Origin of the sequence: Actinomadura miaoliensis (assembly GCF_039536785.1) — a bacterium.
Taxonomy (GTDB): domain Bacteria; phylum Actinomycetota; class Actinomycetes; order Streptosporangiales; family Streptosporangiaceae; genus Spirillospora; species Spirillospora miaoliensis.
Map to the genome: position 1 here is coordinate 60,522 of NZ_BAAAZG010000025.1, position 15,575 is coordinate 76,096.

Annotated in this window: 13 protein-coding genes; 6 read left to right on the top strand and 7 right to left on the bottom strand. The window is 73.0% G+C overall.

Features of this window, described 5'->3' with window-relative positions:
* Window positions 1-21 precede the first annotated feature (21 nt).
* The 5 genes from ABD811_RS19360 (at window position 22) to ABD811_RS19380 (ending at window position 5,832) form a co-directional block, all read left to right on the top strand.
* Window positions 22-768: a DUF427 domain-containing protein gene (locus ABD811_RS19360; protein ID WP_344949276.1), complete on the top strand. Its 747-nt coding sequence runs from the start codon at window positions 22-24 to the stop codon at window positions 766-768.
* A 110-nt stretch (window positions 769-878) separates the two neighbouring features.
* Complete coding sequence (locus ABD811_RS19365; protein WP_344949279.1) at window positions 879-2,012, top strand: ferredoxin reductase; 1,134 nt, start codon at window positions 879-881, stop codon at window positions 2,010-2,012.
* A gap of 20 nt (window positions 2,013-2,032) precedes the next feature.
* Window positions 2,033-3,145, top strand: coding sequence for a fatty acid desaturase family protein (locus ABD811_RS19370; RefSeq protein ID WP_344949282.1), 1,113 nt, complete (start codon window positions 2,033-2,035; stop codon window positions 3,143-3,145).
* Window positions 3,146-3,242: 97 nt separating this feature from the next.
* A complete protein-coding gene (locus tag ABD811_RS19375; RefSeq protein WP_344949284.1) occupies window positions 3,243-3,554 on the top strand; it encodes a hypothetical protein in 312 nt (103 codons plus the stop codon).
* Window positions 3,544-5,832 carry an NACHT domain-containing protein gene (locus tag ABD811_RS19380; protein WP_344949287.1) on the top strand — a complete coding sequence of 763 codons (2,289 nt, stop codon included), beginning with the start codon at window positions 3,544-3,546 and terminating at the stop codon, window positions 5,830-5,832. The genes ABD811_RS19375 and ABD811_RS19380 overlap by 11 nt, the downstream gene beginning before the upstream one ends.
* Window positions 5,833-5,898: 66 nt before the next feature.
* On the opposite strand, the gene ABD811_RS19385 is transcribed toward ABD811_RS19380, so the two are convergent.
* From ABD811_RS19385 to ABD811_RS19400, 4 genes are all read right to left on the bottom strand, one after another.
* Window positions 5,899-6,756 carry a PSP1 domain-containing protein gene (locus tag ABD811_RS19385; protein ID WP_344949866.1) on the bottom strand — a complete coding sequence of 286 codons (858 nt, stop codon included), beginning with the start codon at window positions 6,754-6,756 and terminating at the stop codon, window positions 5,899-5,901.
* Between the two features lie 164 nt (window positions 6,757-6,920).
* Window positions 6,921-7,937, bottom strand: a complete 1,017-nt coding sequence (locus tag ABD811_RS19390) for a hypothetical protein (protein ID WP_344949290.1) — start codon at window positions 7,935-7,937, stop codon at window positions 6,921-6,923.
* A gap of 264 nt (window positions 7,938-8,201) precedes the next feature.
* Complete coding sequence (locus ABD811_RS19395) at window positions 8,202-9,068, bottom strand: fructosamine kinase family protein (RefSeq protein ID WP_344949293.1); 867 nt, start codon at window positions 9,066-9,068, stop codon at window positions 8,202-8,204.
* Complete coding sequence (locus ABD811_RS19400) at window positions 9,065-9,553, bottom strand: low molecular weight protein-tyrosine-phosphatase (RefSeq protein ID WP_344949296.1); 489 nt, start codon at window positions 9,551-9,553, stop codon at window positions 9,065-9,067. Before ABD811_RS19400 ends, ABD811_RS19395 begins: the two co-directional genes overlap by 4 nt.
* 141 nt (window positions 9,554-9,694) lie before the next feature.
* Between ABD811_RS19400 and ABD811_RS19405 the strand changes: the two genes are divergently transcribed.
* Window positions 9,695-10,207 carry a hypothetical protein gene (locus ABD811_RS19405; protein WP_344949299.1) on the top strand — a complete coding sequence of 171 codons (513 nt, stop codon included), beginning with the start codon at window positions 9,695-9,697 and terminating at the stop codon, window positions 10,205-10,207.
* A 54-nt stretch (window positions 10,208-10,261) separates the two neighbouring features.
* On the opposite strand, the gene ABD811_RS19410 is transcribed toward ABD811_RS19405, so the two are convergent.
* The 3 genes from ABD811_RS19410 to tmk form a co-directional block, all read right to left on the bottom strand.
* On the bottom strand, window positions 10,262-11,986 hold the full coding sequence (locus ABD811_RS19410) for a S8 family peptidase (RefSeq protein ID WP_344949301.1): 1,725 nt from the start codon (window positions 11,984-11,986) through the stop codon (window positions 10,262-10,264).
* A 179-nt stretch (window positions 11,987-12,165) separates the two neighbouring features.
* The gene (locus ABD811_RS19415) at window positions 12,166-13,350 is read right to left on the bottom strand and encodes a DNA polymerase III subunit delta' (RefSeq protein ID WP_344949304.1); all 1,185 of its coding nucleotides are present in this window, start codon (window positions 13,348-13,350) and stop codon (window positions 12,166-12,168) included.
* A 196-nt stretch (window positions 13,351-13,546) separates the two neighbouring features.
* Window positions 13,547-15,562: a dTMP kinase gene (gene tmk, locus ABD811_RS19420; RefSeq protein WP_344949307.1), complete on the bottom strand. Its 2,016-nt coding sequence runs from the start codon at window positions 15,560-15,562 to the stop codon at window positions 13,547-13,549.
* Window positions 15,563-15,575 lie beyond the last annotated feature (13 nt).

Below are 15,575 nucleotides of genomic sequence, written 5' to 3' on the forward strand. Positions count from 1 at the left end.
CGGCGCCTGTTGCCGCGATACATGAGCAGCAGCAAAAGCCGCATCCGAGTCGAGCAGTCGGCCAAGCGGGTCAGGGCCTACCTCGGGGGGCAGGTCGTGGCCGACACCGTGAGGCCGACGCTCGTCTGGGAGAGCCCTTACTACCCGACCTACTACATCCCGTTGGAGGACGTTCGGGCGGAGCTGGTGCCCGACGGTCCCGGCAGGCGCTCGCCGAGCAGGGGGGACGCGACGGCGTTCACCGTGAAGGCCGACGGGGCGCAGGCCCCGGGGGCGGCGCTGCGTTACGAGCAGTCGCCCATCGAGGAGCTGCGCGACCTGGTACGGCTCGACTGGGACGCGATGGACGCCTGGTTCGAGGAGGACGAGCAGGTCTTCGTCCATCCGCGCGACCCGCACCACCGGATCGACGTGCTGGCCAGCTCGCGGCACGTGCGCATCGAGGTGGACGGGGTGACCGTGGCCGAGTCGGGCAGCCCGCACCTGTTGTTCGAGACGGGGCTGCCCGTCCGCTACTACCTGCCGAAGACGCACGTGCGCATGGACCTGCTCGAACCGTCCGACACCGTCACCGGCTGCCCGTACAAGGGAGAGGCCGAGTACTGGTCGGTGCGCACCGGCGGTCAGGTGCACGAGGACCTGGTCTGGTCGTACCGCAACCCGCTGCCGGAGAGCCAGAAGATCGCCGGGCTCGTCTGCTTCTACGACGAGAAGGTCGACGTGTTCGTCGACGGCGTCCGGCAGGAGCGGCCCAAGACGAAGTTCTGACGCATTTTCGCAGGCGGGGACGGGAATTACGGCGCCTTTTTGTCACCGGGCATTACACCGTTCCGGCAAGGGATCGTGCGATGGTGTGAGGCCCGTAGCCGGAGAGGTCCATGCCCCGTTCATTCGCGCCGTCCGACCGTCGCCCGCGTTCCCGCCCGGCGATCCCCGCGCCGTCCCGGCTGCGGGGACGCCTGGCCGACGCCGCGCGCTCGCTGACCACGCCGCTGCTGCCCGACGACTACCTCGCGCTGGTCAATCCGCTGTGGTCGGCGGACGAGCCGCGCGGCCGCGTGGAGCGGGTGCGGCACGAGGCGCCGGACGCGGCCACGCTGGTGATCCGGCCCGGCCGCCGGTCCGCGCGGCCGCACCGGCCCGGCCAGTGGATCAGGCTCGGCGTGGACATCGGCGGCGTCCGGCACTGGCGGACGTTCTCGCTGTCGTCCCCGCCCCGCCCGGACGGGCGCCTCGCCGTCACGGTGAAGGCGGCACCGCACGGGCGCGTCTCCCGGTACCTCGTCCATGAGATCCCGGTGGGCGCGCTGGTCCGGCTGTCGCCCGCCGAGGGCGACTTCGTGCTGCCGGACCCGGTGCCGCCCCGGCTGCTGTTCGTCACCGCGGGCAGCGGGATCACCCCCGTCATGGCGATGCTGCGCGACCTGGCCGCACGGGACGCCATGCCGGACGCGGTGCTGCTGCATTCGGCGCGTACCGCCGATGAGGTGATCTTCGGGGCCGAGCTGCGCGAGCTGGCCGCCCGTCTCCCGGGCCTGCGGCTGTACGAGCGGCACACCGCCGTGGACGGCCGGCTCGTCCCCGACCCGGATCTGAAGGCGCTGTGCCCCGACTGGGCCGAACGCGACGCCTGGGCGTGCGGACCGTCCGGCATGCTCGACGACCTGGCCGCGCACTGGCGGGCGGCCGGGGTCGCCGAGCGGCTGCGCGTCGAACGCTTCCAGGCGACGTTCGCCGCGTCGAGCGGCGGAGGCGGCGGAGGCCGGGTGCGGTTCGCCGTCAGCGGCGTCGAGACCGACGCCGACGGCGACACCCCGCTGCTGATCGTCGGCGAGGACGCCGGGGCGCCGCTGCCCAGCGGCTGCCGGATGGGCATCTGCCGCGGCTGCGTCGGCCTGCTGCGTTCGGGCAGCGTGCGCGACCTGCGCACCGGCGAGGTGCACGACGAGGAGGGCCACCCGGTCCAGACGTGCGTCTCGGCGGCCGCGGGTCCCGTGGAGATCGATCTGTGAACCGCTCGGAGGAGAACGCCATGACCGCCACCACCGCCCATCTCACCGCGGACGACCACGCGGCGATCGCCCGCGAGCTGGACGCGTTGCGCGCGGAGATCACCGCCGACCTGGGCGACCGCGACGCCGCCTACATCCACCGGGTGATCCGCACGCAGCGCGCGCTGGAGATCGGGGGGCGGGCGCTGCTGCTGGCCTCCTCGCTGCCGCCCGCGTGGGTCGCCGGGACGGCCGCGCTCGCGCTGGCCAAGATCCTGGAGAACATGGAGATCGGGCACAACGTCATGCACGGCCAGTGGGACTGGATGCGCGATCCCAAGATCCACTCGATGACGTGGGAGTGGGACAACGTTTCCCCCGCCGAGCAGTGGAAGCACTCGCACAACGTCGTCCACCACACGTTCACCAACATCCTGGGCAGGGACAAGGACGTCGGCTACGGCATCCTGCGGGTGGCGCCCGAGCAGCCGTGGCATCCGATGTACCTGGCGCAGCCGCTGGTCAACGTGCTGCTGGCGATGTTCTTCGAGTACGGCGTGGCGGTGCACGACCTGGAGATCGACAAGGTGCTGGCGGGCACCGACGACCCGGAGGAGACCCGCGCCAAGCTGGCGGCGATCAAGCGCAAGATCCGCCGCCAGTGGGCCAAGGACTACCTGGCCTTCCCGCTGCTGTCGGGCCCGCAGTTCCTGTCCACGCTGGCCGCGAACTTCACCGCCAACGCCGTCCGCAACGTCTGGGCGCACATGGTGATCTTCTGCGGTCACTTCCCGGGCGACGTCGAGGTGTTCACCGAGGACCGGCTGGACGGCGAGACCAAAGGCGAGTGGTACGTGCGCCAGCTGGTCGGCTCGGCCAACATCTCCGGCGGCTGGCTGCTGCACCTGATGACCGGCAACCTCAGCCACCAGATCGAGCACCACCTGTTCCCCGACCTGCCCAGCAACCGGTACGCCGAGATCGCCCCGCGGGTGCGGGACCTGTGCGCGCGCTACGGCCTGCCGTACCACACCGGGCCGCTGCCCCGGCAGGTCGCGAGCACCTGGAAGAAGATCGTCCGGTACGCCTTCCCCGGCCCCCGCCGTCCGCGGCGTCCCGAGCCCGCCCCGGCCGCCGCCCCCGTCGCCGCCTAACCGGAGAACGCCCCGACGCCCCGGCAAAGGCCGACTCGCCTACCGCAGGGCCCTCTGGCACTGTGGAGCGCGGACCTGCCTGTCGCGAGGAGCGTCTATGAGTTCGGCTGTCAAGCATTGGGCGGTGGGGGCCGCGGGCGTGGCGGTGGCCGCCGGGGTGAACCTGGCCACGGGGCTGATCACCCGGAACTGGGGCGTCGCGTGGTTGGCGACGGCCGGGCTGGTGGTGGCCGGGGGCTGTCTGCAGGTGTGGATGTGGCGCCTGAACGGTTCCCAGGCCAGGCAGCGCGTCCACCGGACCACGGTCGACGGCAACGTGCGGCAGCGGCTGCCGGGCACGGGTGAGCAGTCGGTGACCGACTCCCATGTGGGCAGGGATCTGGAGCAGTCGCAGGGCGATGGCGCGTAGGCGGCGGCCGATCCGGATCGACCAGTCGATCCGCGGTGTGAGCGCGGGCGGCAACGTCCGGCAGATCGTGCGGGTCGGGCCGGAGAACGAACTGGACTCCGCCGCCGGCCTGCTCGCGGAGAAGGTCCTGGCCGATTTGGAGAACGAGGTGGGGTGCCAGGAGCTCAACCGTCCCCACCCGATCGGCATACGGTGGTCCCGCACCGAACGCCCCGGCGCGGAACTCGGCGGAACGGCGGCGGGGCGGCAGACGCTGCGCGACGGTGACGTCACCCAGATCTCCGCGTTGATCCGCGAACTGCCGCGGCGGCAGCTCGTGGTGCTGGGCAGGCGGGGCGCGGGCAAGAGCGTCCTGGCTCTGCTCGTGGCACGCGACATGGCGCGCTCCCGGAAGCCGGGAGAGCCGGTCCCGGTGTTGTTGCCGTTGTCGTCCTGGCGGCCCCGGCTCGACCTGCACACCTGGATGGCCAAACGCATCCTGGCGATCTGCCCCGAACTGGCGACCGAGTACGACCGCGAGACCGCGGCCAGGCTGGTCGAGCGGGGGCGGGTCATACCGATCCTGGACGGTTTGGACGAACTTCCCAGGGCCCTGCACGCGCCTGCCATAGAGGCCATCGACAAGGCCGTCCCGGACACCGTGCCGCTGGTGGTGACGTGCCGCGCCGGCGATTACGAACGCGCCGTCGCCGCCAGTGGCCAGTACCTCACCCGCGCCGAAGTGGTGCGGCTGGAAGAGGTCAAACCCACGACCGCGGTGGCCTTCCTGCGGGAGTCCGCCACATCGCAGGACCGTTGGGAACCGGTCTTCGACCATCTCCAGGCCGAGCCGGACTCCCCCTTGGCCGAAGCGCTGGCCAGCCCGCTGATGCTGTACCTGGCGCGCACGGCCTACCGGCCGAGCGACAAGAACCCCGCGGACCTGCTGCGGTACGAGACCCAGGAGGCCATCGAGAGCCACCTGCTGGAGAACTACGTCAGCGCGGTGTACGCCGAATCCTCCCGGCGGCGCCACCGGCCCCGTCAGGTCAGGCGATGGCTGGAGTTCATGGCCCGCAGGATGCGCGACCAGAACACGGTCGACTTCACGTGGCGGCAGGTGATCTCCCCGTTCACGGTTCCGCTGTTCGCCCTGGTGTACGGCACCCTCTGCGGCTGGTTCTGGTACCTGTTCTTCGGCGTCACGGCCGCGCTGGTGACGTTCTCGGTCACCGGGATCGCGTCCGCCGTCCTCGTCTTCTTCCTGCGGATGAACGACCGCCAGGAGCGCGACGAGGACCACGGCGACCTGACGTCCACGCTGCGGCGGCAGGCGTTGGCGACCGCGCTGGTGAGTGCCGTCGGCGCCGGCTCGACGATGCTGCTCGCGGCGTTGTGGCTGAACGCCGAAGTGGGCGTGGCCCCGGGCGTCGCCTGGCGGTACGGCGTCATCCTGGGGCTGGGCTTCGGCTCGGCGGTCCTGCTCGGTTCGAGCTGGGTGTCGTACGTGGTGTCGCATGTGTGGTTCTGGCTGACCCGCAGGCTGCCGCGCCCGTGGCGGCTGGCGGACTTCCTCGAGGAGGGCCACCGGCTCGGTGTGCTGCGCCCGGCCGGACCGGCGTACCAGTTCCGCAACGTGCGACTGCTCGAACAGCTCAGCGGCACGGCATGGTCGCCCGACGTCGCGGAGGACGAACCGCAGCAGGCGGTGGCCGAGGAGGCGCCGTGGTGGCGGCGGTGGATCCAGCCCGTCAAGACGATGGGCGTGCTGCTCGGCCTGATGATGATGGTGATCGCCTTCCTGTTCCTGTTCGCCGACAGTGTCGCCTCCCAGCAGGAGCTCAGCTATCGCTCCGGCCACCAGCCCGCCAGCTTCATCCGCTGCGACCCCTACGACCCCCAAGGGACAGGGGGATGTGTGGTCCGCGACACCACGCACACCTGGACGCTGCAAGCCGCGTCGACCATGGACACGGTCTTCGACGCGCCCTCCAAGGACAGGTACTCGGGCCTGCGCGTCGACGCCCTGAACGGGATACTCAAAGCCGACGGCTGTGCCGGGACCTCGGTTCAGGTGCTGTTGACCGTCGGGGATCTACGGCTGCGGCCCTTCGTCCTGAGGGACGGGACGTCGCGTTCCGCGCCCGTGGCCGGGTTCGGCGGCGACAGCCCCGCCATCGGACCGGTGCGGATCACGCTGCGCAGGCTCGACGGGCGACCCTGCGCGCTCCGCGTCCACTGGAGCAACCCCGGGATCCACATCGATCGCTACGGAGACGTCAGGCGGCGGCTCTCCTGAGCGGAGGGACGTGCGGGCCGGGGGGATCTCCTCGGCGCGATCCCGGTGTCGCGTGGCGCGGCGTCGTCAGTCCGCGGACGCGTCGCCGTACGAGGTGTTGCCGTACGAAGTGTTGCCGTAGGCGGCGTCGTGCTGGCGGCGCGGTGAGCAGACGGAGGCGGACGGGCACGAGCAGCGGCCGCCGCCGTTGAGGCGGACGGTCACGGTGTCGGACGGCACGTTGCGTCCCACCACCTGGCCGGGGCCCTCGGGCGTGTCGACGCGTTCGCCGAGCCGGGGCATCCGCTGGTGCGCCTGCACGTACAGCGGGTGCTCGTACTTCAGGCAGCACATCAGGCGCCCGCACGCCCCCGCGATGCGCAGCGGGTTGACGGGCAGGTCCTGCTCCTTGGCCATGCGGACCGACACCGGCTCGAAGTCCTTGAGGAACGTGGCACAGCACAGGTCGCGGCCGCACGGCCCGATGCCGCCCTGCAGGCGGGCCTCGTCACGGGGCCCGACCTGCCGCAGTTCGACCCGGGCGCGGATGTTGCGGGCCAGGTCGCGCACCAGGGCGCGGAAGTCCACCCGGTGCGGCGCCGAGAAGTAGATCTTGAAGACGTTGTCGGCGTCCAGGTAGTCGACGCCGATGACCTTCATCGGCAGCCCGTGCTTGCGGATCAGCCGCTTGGCGATCGAGCGTCCCTCGGCGCGGCGGCGGCGGTTGGCCTCGTCGCGGGCCAGGTGCTCGTCGGTGGCGGGACCGGCGCACACCGGCAGCCCCTCGATGTCCTCCGACACCCACTGCGGCGCCCACACGCACTCGGCGACCTCCGGGCCCGCGTCGGTCGGGACGAGCACCTTGTCGCCGACCTTGGGGGAGTGCGGGCCGGGGTCGAGGTAATAGAGCCGTCCGTAACGGGTGAAGCTGACGGCCATCACCATGCCCACGGTCTGTGCTCCGTTCGCCCGGTTCCGTGGGTCCAACCCTACGTGGTCCAGACTTCCACCGGTATGGACGGGTTGGCGGGACTACCGTGCGGTCACCGCGCCGACCGCGTCACCAGGCGATCGCGTCACCGTGCCGACCACGTGACCGGGCGACCGCGTCACCAGGCGACGTCGATGAGGTCGGCCGCCTGCAGGGGCCGTGCGCCGTCGGCGTAGAGCCGTCCGTCGGCGCCGAAGGCCAGCAGGTGCTTGCCGGTGTGGTCGCGGACGATCCGCAGGAGGCGGGACGTCGCCCCGCTCTGCTTCCACAGCACCTTGCCGGGCTGTCTGGTCTGCACCGTGTACGTCTGCAGCGACAACTGCCCGCGGGCGGCGAGGCCCGCCACGACCGTGCGGCCGTCGCGGCTGCTCAGCGCGGCCCCCGTACCGGCGGGCAGCTTCAGCACGGGAGTGCTGGCGCGCAGGTCCCCGGTTTGGCCCCGGGTGTCCAACGCGCGCATCTGCGTGGCGGTCTTCGTGGCGCCCGCACGCACCGGGGTCCACAGGAAGTTCAGGGTGTCGCCCGCCCACGACAGGCTGGCGACGCGCGCGGGTGACGCCGTCCGCCACATCTTGCGCTGCCCCGTCTTGGTGGACACGACCTGCACCTGGGGCGTCATGCCCCGGTAGGTGACGTAGGCGATGCGGTCGCCGTCCGGGTGCACCGCCATCTCCGACCACGCGGCCGACACCCCGGGCACGGCCGCGCGCGGGATGTCCGCGAGCCGCTCGGGACGGCCTTCCTTGTCCAGGTCGAGCCGCTGGAAGGTGACCCTGCGGGAGGCGTACGACGCGACGACGTACTTGCCGTCGCCGCTCGACGCGACCCGCTGGAACCGCCGTCCGGCCGGCGCCGCCACGGGCACTCCGACCGCGCCGCCGGTGCGCACGTCCCGCACCACCAGCGCGGCGCCGTCGCGCTGCACCCCCACGAAGCGACGCGGCTCGGTGCGCTGGCGCTCGGCCGCCGGTTTGGCGGCGTGCTGGTCGTCGTCCGAGCTCTGGTGTGCGTGCACCAGGTCGACGAAGCCCGCGATTCCGAGGGCGATCGTCGTGGCGACACCGACCGGCACCATGCTCCGCCAGACGCCGCGCACCCGGGGTCCGGCGCCCGCCTGCTTGTGCTTGCCGTCCATCGGGGAAGCCCAGCCACCTCTCCGCGTTCCCTTGGGTTAACGGACCCGTCGTTTCTATCTCATCTGCCACACACGGAATGCCATGATTGCGGAGTTAGTCGGCGGACGCTAACGAGTCCGGCATGTCGGCCATGCTGCCAAGCACGTTCCGCCGGGACACGCCTCCCCGCGTCTCGCCGCGGCAGCCCCGCACCGCCCAGCAGCGTAAGCCTTTCCACCGCGCACAGTGATCATCCGCGTCGGAGGCACGACCCGCCGTGCTGGTCAGGACGCCGCGGCCAGCGCGGCGGTGGCGGCTTCGATCGTCCGTGCCCGGTAGGAGGCGCCGAACAGGGCGACGTGGACGAGCAGCGGGTGCAGCTGGTGCAGTGCGACCCTCTGCCGCCAGCCGTCGGCGAGCGGCGCCGCCTCGTCGTAGGACGCCAGGACGCGCTCCAGGTGCGGGGCGCCGAACAGCGCGAGCATGGCCAGGTCGGTCTCGCGGTGGCCGCCGTGCGCGGCCGGGTCGATCAGCATGGCGCGGCCGCCCGTCCACAGCACGTTGCCCGACCACAGGTCGCCGTGGATGCGGCTCGGCGGCTCCGGCGGCCCGGCCAGTTCCTCGACGCGGTCGATGACCCGCTCCACCAGCCGCACGTCGGACGCCGACAGATGCGGCCGGGCCCGGCGCAGGAACGGCGCCAGGCGCCGCTCGGCGTACCAGCGCGGCCAGCCGCCTCCGTCGAGGGTGTTGTCCAGCGGCAGGTCGGCGATGTAGCCGTCCCAGGGCGCCCCGTACGCCTCCGGCGCGGACGCGGTGTGCAGGGCGGCCAGGTCGCGTCCGAAACGTTCGGCGGCCCGCGGCGTGGGCGGCTCGGCCGGCAGCCACGGCAGGACGAGCGTGTGCTCGTCGGCGGCCAGCACCTCCGGGACGGGCGCGTGCGGGCCCGCCTCGGCCAGCCAGCGCAGCCCCGCCGCCTCGGCCGCGAAGAACCCGCCGTCGGCGCACGCGGCCTTGACGAACACCTCGCGGCCGTCGGCCAGCGACGCCCGGTGCAGCGTCCACGAGTGGCTGCCGCCGAGGTCGGTGACGCGCTCGACGCGCGTGCCGAGCAGGCCGGCGACGTGCTCGGGGCGCGCCGCCACGGTCACGCCTCCCGGGCGAGGGACGTCTCGGCGCGCACGTGGTCCAGCAGCCTGGGCATCGCGGCCTCGACGAGCTTCAGCACGTGCTCGAAGTCGTCGTGCCCGCCGTAGTAGGGGTCGGGCACGTCCAGGTCGTCCCCGGCGTCGGGATCGAACTCGCGCAGCAACCGGATCCGCCCGCGTGCCGCGTCGTCGGGGGCCATGGCCCGCAGGTCCCGCAGGTGTCCCTGGTCCAGCGCGAGGATCAGGTCGTACTGCTCGAACCACTCGGGCTCGAACTGCCGGGCGATGTGCGCCGACCGGTACCCGGCCCGCCGCAGCGCGCGCACCGTGCGGGGGTCGGCGTCGTCGCCCGCATGCCACGGGCCGGTGCCCGAGCTGTCGACCTCGACGTCGAGCCCCTCCTCCTCGACGTGGTGCCGGAACACCCACTCGGCCATGGGCGAACGGCAGATGTTCCCCGTGCAGACGAACGTGACGCGGTAGGACATGCCCCCATCCTGCCCGACCGTCCCGGCCTCCCATTCCACGCGCTCGCCCCGGCAGCCCGGTGCCGGCGCCCCGCAGACCTTACTCTTTGTAGCTGGACAGAGACCCACAGTGACGGGCAGGGTCTGTCACGGGAGGTAACCATGCAGAAGACCAAGATGACGCTCGGCCTGACGATCGTCGCGACGCTGGGCCTGGGCCTCGCCCAGCCGTCCGGCGCGTCCACCGCGACGACCGCGACCGCCGGCCGCGCCCACGCCGTGGCGGCACCGGCCGACGCCCGGATCGCCGCGAGCTGTACCGGCCGCCTCATCCACCGGTGGCCGCTGCGCCACGCCAACACCACGATCGGCGAACTGGTGCTGTACTGGAACGCCGCCAACAAGACCAACTGCGCGCGCATGAACCACCTCGGCCCGACCCGCGGTGTGCGGCTGCGCACGGCCGTCTGGCTCGCCGCCTGCCGTGAACGGCGCGGCAGCACGTGCACCCCCGTCGCCGGGTCTCCGAAGGCCGAGGACGGCGTCTACGCCTCCTACGCCGGGCCCGTCACGGTGCACGCGGCGGGACGATGCGTCCACGCGGCCGGGGACATCTACTACCAGGGCGCCAAACGCCACGTCGACAGCAGCCCCTGGCTGGCCCACTGCGCCTAGCACTGCGGCCCCCGGCGGGTTCTCCCGCCGGGGGCCGCGTTCACATCGGCGGGGTCAGCGCGTGACGGCGCTCTGGGCGTCGACGATGCCGTACCCGTAGAAGCCGTTGCGGCTCTTGGTGCCCTCGCACGTATGCGTGGCGACGACCTTCTGGAACGAGCCGTCGGCCTGCTTCACGTACCGGGTGTAGGTGTACGACCCGCCCGCCGGGCAGGCGGTCTTGGTCGCGGTGCCCGTCAGGACGGACCGCACGGCGTCCGGGGCCATGGTCAGGCCGCCGTGGGCGCGGTCCCGCTTGCCGTACTTGCTGACGATCAGCGCAGCGACACCGGCCGCGTGCGGCGAGGCCATCGAGGTGCCCTGGATCGACTGGTAGTAGGCGCAGGTGCCGCCCTTGCAGTCGCGGATCACCCGCGGGGTGTTGGGCGTGCCGTCGGCGTTGAGCTCACCGCGCGCCCGCGCGATGGACTCGGGGTAGGCGGCCCAGATGCCCACCTTGTCGTCGAGCTTGCCGTCCGCGGTGTCGTACTTGTCGCCGCCCGGCGCGGCCACCTGGATGTAGCCGTCACCGTAGCTGGAGTAGTACGCCTTGCGCTTGCTGATCCCGGTCGAGGAGACGGGGATGACGTGGTCGCCCTCACCCGGCAGCGACAGGCAGCTCGCCGGGATCGTCCGCTCGTAGGGCTGCTCGCCGGGCTCGGACGCGAAGTCCGGGCTGGTGGCGTCGACATTGGTCTTGGTGTAGTCGATCGCCTCGTTGCCCGCGGCGGCGACCAGCGTGACGCCGTGCCTGTGCGCGAAGTTCAGCGCCCGGTTGGCCGCCTTGATGATCGTGCGCTGCTCGGCCTGGTCCTCGGGCGAGTCGGCCGGGTTGGACGCGCAGTTGAACAGCCACGGGTCGATGTAGTAGCTCATGTTGACCACGTCGATGCCGTGCTTGCCCGCGTAGGTCAGCGCGTCGACCGTCGGCTGCAGGAAGAAGTAGCCCGAGTCCTGGCCCGCGCGCAGGTTGACCAGCTGCACGTTCGGCGCGACACCCGCCATGCCCAGGCCGTTGCGCGGCGAGGCGATGGTGGACGCCACGTGCGTGCCGTGCTCGTTCTCGTCCACGTCGGCCGGGTCGTTGCAGGACTTGTCCGGCTCGTCCTCACACGGCCCGTCGACCTCCTCGCCGTTGGCGTCGGTGGGGATGTCGACGGTGAAGTTGCGGCTGAGCGCCCGGTTGAAGTTGGCCCGGATGTCGGGGTGGCTCCCGTCGATGCCGGTGTCGATGACGCCGACGAGCACGCCCCGGTCACCCGGCTCGGTCTTGTACGAGCCGTCGGCCGTGGCGCGGATCTGCTTCATGTCCCACTGCAGGTCCGCCAGCGGCTCGCCCTTCTTACTGGGCTTGACGGTGGTCGTGCCGGTGGTCTGGCCGCGGCCCTCCTTCTCCACGGAGAACTGCTTGGTGACCTTCCCCACCTTCGGGGCGTGGCCGATCACGCGGTTGGACGCGGTGCCGTCCAGGGCGCCCTGCCGGGCGGCCGCGGCGGCGAAGCCGGCGTTGGTGGTGCGGACGGTGGCCACGCCGACGTCGGCGTTCTCACTGACGATCGCGCCTCCGGCCGCCTCCACGGCGGCGCGGGCCTTGCTGAGGGAGACCCCCTCCTTGTAGAGGACGACGTACTCCGACGCCTTCCCCTGGGTCTCGGGTTGGGCCGGTACCGCCGACGCTGGCAGCGCGAGTGCCGTCGATGTGACGACGGCACAGGCGGCGGTGATCACGACGCGCCGCAAGGCAACCTCCTGGCGAATGGGGTGCTTGGCCCCGGTAGGTAGTAGATGGCCAGGAGAAGCTACGTGTGCGGCTGTTGAGAGTCCGGTACGGATATGTAACGAAACGGGACATGTCTTGTTATCCCGTTGATGTCCGAAATCCCCATCGGTCACCCTCGCGGCGCGTCCGGGGACGGCGGTCAGCCAGAGCCGGTGCGCAGGGCCAGCGTGAGCGCCTCGACGGCCAGCAGCGGATTGACGTTGGCGTCCAGCCGCTCCCGGCACTCCATGATCGCGTCCAGGCGGCGGACGGTGTCCTCGGGCGTACCCGCCGCCGCGGCCGTGCGCAGCTCCGCGGCGATGTCGGCGTTGACCAGCTCGCTGCCCGCGCCCAGCTGCAGGACCAGCACGTCGCGGTAGTAGTACGCCAGGTCCAGCAGCGCCCGGTCGAGGGCGTCGCGCTTGACCCGGGTGGCGCGGGACTTCTGCCGGTCCTCCAGCTCCTTGAGCGCCCCCGCGGTGCCGCGCGGCATGCGCCCCTTGGCGCTCTCGCCCAGCGCCTGCCGCAGCGCCGCCGTCTCGCTCTCGTTCAGCTCCTCGGTGGTGGCCTTCGCCTCCTCCTCGGCCGCCTTGACCAGCGCCTCGGCCGCCGTCACCGCGGGCGCCACCGACGTCAGCCGACGCGGCACGGCCAGCACCTGCTCCCGGCGCCGCCGGGCCTGCTCGTCGGTGGCCAGCCGCCGGGCCCGCTCGATGTGCCCCTGGGCCGCCCGCGCCGCCGCCTCGGCCGTCGCCGGGTCGATGCCGTCCCGCCGCACCAGCACGTCGGCGACGGCCGCGACCGGCGGGGTGCGCAGGGTGACCAGACGGCACCGCGACCGGATCGTCATCACCAGGTCCTCGGGGGACGGCGAGCACAGCAGCCACACCGTCCGCGGCGGCGGCTCCTCGATCGCCTTCAGCAGGGCGTTGGCAGCCGCCTCGGTGGCCCGGTCGGCGTCCTCGAACAGCACGATCTGCCAGCGTCCGCCGCTGGGCGAGGACGAGGCGCGCAGCACCAGCTCACGCGTCTCGCGCACGCCGTACGACAGCCCGGACGGACGCACCACCTCCACGTCGGCGTGCGTGCCCTGCAGCACCTGGTGGCAGGACGCGCAATGCCCGCAGCCGCGCGGCGTCTCCGAACACTGCAGGGCCGCGGCGAACGCCCGCGCCGCGGCGGAACGACCCGACCCCGGCGGCCCGGTGAACAGCCAGGCGTGCGCCATCTTGCCCGCGCCGCCGCCCGCGTCCCCCGCCGTCCGCCCCGCCACCGTGGCCTCGACGGCGGACCGCAGCTGCGCGACGACCGGATCCTGCCCCACCAGGTCATCCCACACGCTCACCCTGCTCCCCCGCTCACCTCCGGGGCGCCGAGAAGGCGCCGCCTTCCCTCCTCGCTCGTCCCTCGCTCGTCAGTCCAGGCGACGCCGCGCCCCTCCGGCTCGCTCACCCCTGCTCCCCCGCTCACCCGCTCGCCTCCGGGGCGCCCTCTCGGCGGCGCCTGCTCCTCGCCCGACAAGGCTACGGCCCCGCGGAAGGTCAGACGTCGGTGATCGCCGGGAAGGTGCTGGTGATGTCCTCGGTGCCCGCCGGAACGGGGTCGGGGAGGATCTCCCGGATGCGGTCCTGCACCATGCGGCTGATCTCGCTCTGCGGCAGGCTCGCGTCCACCACCAGGTAGCGGTCGGGGTCGGCGTCGGCCAGCGCGCGGAACCCCTCGCGCACCCGCTCGTGGAACTCGCGCGGCTCGGACTCCATGCGGTCGGCCGGGGACGCCAGCCGCCCCAGGCCCGTGTCCGGCGGCACCTCCAGCAGGACGGTCAGGTCCGGCACCAGCCCCTCGGTCGCCCACGCGTTGACCCCGGCGATCTCGTTCACCGGCTGGCGGCGCCCGTACCCCTGGTAGGCCAGGGACGAGTCGACGTACCGGTCGCTGACCACGATCGCGCCGCGCTCCAGCGCCGGCCGGATCACGTTGGCGACGTGGTCGGCGCGGTCGGCCGCGTACAGCAGCGTCTCCGCCCGCGCCGACAGCCCGGTGTTCTGCTTGTCCAGCAGCATCGCCCGCAGCCGCATGCCGATCTTGGTGGCGCCCGGCTCGTGCGTGGTGACCACGTCGTAGCCATGGTCGCGCAGCCAGATCGCCGCCAGCCGGGCCTGGGTGGTCTTGCCCGCGCCCTCGCCGCCCTCGAAGGCGACGAACACGCCGCGGTCGCGCGGGGCGGCCGCCTGCTCGGCGACCTGGCTCGGCGGCGTGTAGACCTCGCCGCGCAGGGCGGCCAGCAGGTCCGGCAGCAGCGGGACGCCGCGCCGGTCGTCCAGCCGCCGGTAGGCCAGCAGCCCGGCCAGCAGGGCGGGAACGGCGGCGATCAGCAGGGCCGCGCCCGTCCCGGCCAGCTCGTACGACCCGATCGCGTTGTCGCCCAGCGCCGCGGCCAGCGGCGGGATCACCGCGACCGCCACCAGCCCGGTGACCAGCGCCACGGCCCGCAGCCGGGCCAGCGCGGCGGCCGACGCGTCCGCCGCCGCCTCGGCCAGGCCGGTGGCGGTGGACCACGCCACCCCGGCCGCGACGCTCATGAACGACGTCACGAACACCACGACCACCAGGTCCCGCACCAGCGCCACCACGATCAGCAGCAGCGCGGCGGCCACCACCGCCAGGCCCAGCAGCCGGCTGCGGCTGAACGGGCCCAGCACGCGCGGCCCCAGGAAGACCCCGACCGCCAGCCCGACCGTCAGGCCGATGAGGACCGAGCCGAACCCGGCGTCGCCGCCGCCCATCTCGCGGGCGTGCCCGACGGCGACCGCCACGATCGCGGCGGCCGTCAGCACGGCCGCCGCGGCCGCCAGGAACAGCCCGCGCGGCGCGGGAACGCCGCGGAACAGCAGCAGCGGCGGCCACTGCGCGGTGCCCGGCGTCCCGCCCCCGCGCAGGTCGCGCAGCAGGGCGACGGACGCCGCCGCGCCCAGGAACACCACGGCGGTCGCGTACAGCGGAAGATCGGCCAGGTCGGCGGCGCGCGCGATCAGCGCCAGCACCGCGTACAGCACGGCCGCGACCGGCGCCGACCCGTAGGCGGCGCGCAGCACGGCCCGGCGCGCCTGCCCCTGCCGCTCGTCGTCGACCAGCGCGGGGACGGCCGCGTCCGGCACCGCCGTCCACGGCAGCGCCAGCACCGCCACCAGGAACGCCGCGACCAGCGTCCACGGCGTGGCCCCCACCAGCGGCACCGACAGCACCAGCGCGAACCGCAGCACGTCCGCCGCCGTGAGCAGCACCCGCGCGTCCAGCCGCGCCGCGGCCGTCCCCGCCAGCGGCGCGAGGAACACCGCGGGCAGCGCCATCACGACGAGGACCGCCCCGGCCAGCCGGGCCCGGGCGGCGGGCCCGCCGTCGGCCAGCGCGGCGGCCGACGCGGCGAGCGCCGGAACGCTCAGCCACAGGCCGAGGCCGGACAGCGACAAGGCGAGCCACAACCGGCGGAACGGCTTGCTCGACCACGCACCGGTGGGCTCGGCGGCATGCGGCGGAAGGGCGCCCGTTCTGGTCATGTTGGTCAGCGTA

Coding starts and splice junctions, on each gene's coding strand:
- ABD811_RS19360 (WP_344949276.1), top strand. CDS start 22: ATGAGCAGCAGCAAAAGCCGCATCCGAGTCGAGCAGTCGGCCAAGCGG.
- ABD811_RS19365 (WP_344949279.1), top strand. CDS start 879: ATGCCCCGTTCATTCGCGCCGTCCGACCGTCGCCCGCGTTCCCGCCCG.
- ABD811_RS19370 (WP_344949282.1), top strand. CDS start 2,033: ATGACCGCCACCACCGCCCATCTCACCGCGGACGACCACGCGGCGATC.
- ABD811_RS19375 (WP_344949284.1), top strand. CDS start 3,243: ATGAGTTCGGCTGTCAAGCATTGGGCGGTGGGGGCCGCGGGCGTGGCG.
- ABD811_RS19380 (WP_344949287.1), top strand. CDS start 3,544: ATGGCGCGTAGGCGGCGGCCGATCCGGATCGACCAGTCGATCCGCGGT.
- ABD811_RS19385 (WP_344949866.1), bottom strand. CDS start 6,756: ATGGTGATGGCCGTCAGCTTCACCCGTTACGGACGGCTCTATTACCTC.
- ABD811_RS19390 (WP_344949290.1), bottom strand. CDS start 7,937: ATGGACGGCAAGCACAAGCAGGCGGGCGCCGGACCCCGGGTGCGCGGC.
- ABD811_RS19400 (WP_344949296.1), bottom strand. CDS start 9,553: ATGTCCTACCGCGTCACGTTCGTCTGCACGGGGAACATCTGCCGTTCG.
- ABD811_RS19405 (WP_344949299.1), top strand. CDS start 9,695: ATGCAGAAGACCAAGATGACGCTCGGCCTGACGATCGTCGCGACGCTG.
- tmk (WP_344949307.1), bottom strand. CDS start 15,562: ATGACCAGAACGGGCGCCCTTCCGCCGCATGCCGCCGAGCCCACCGGT.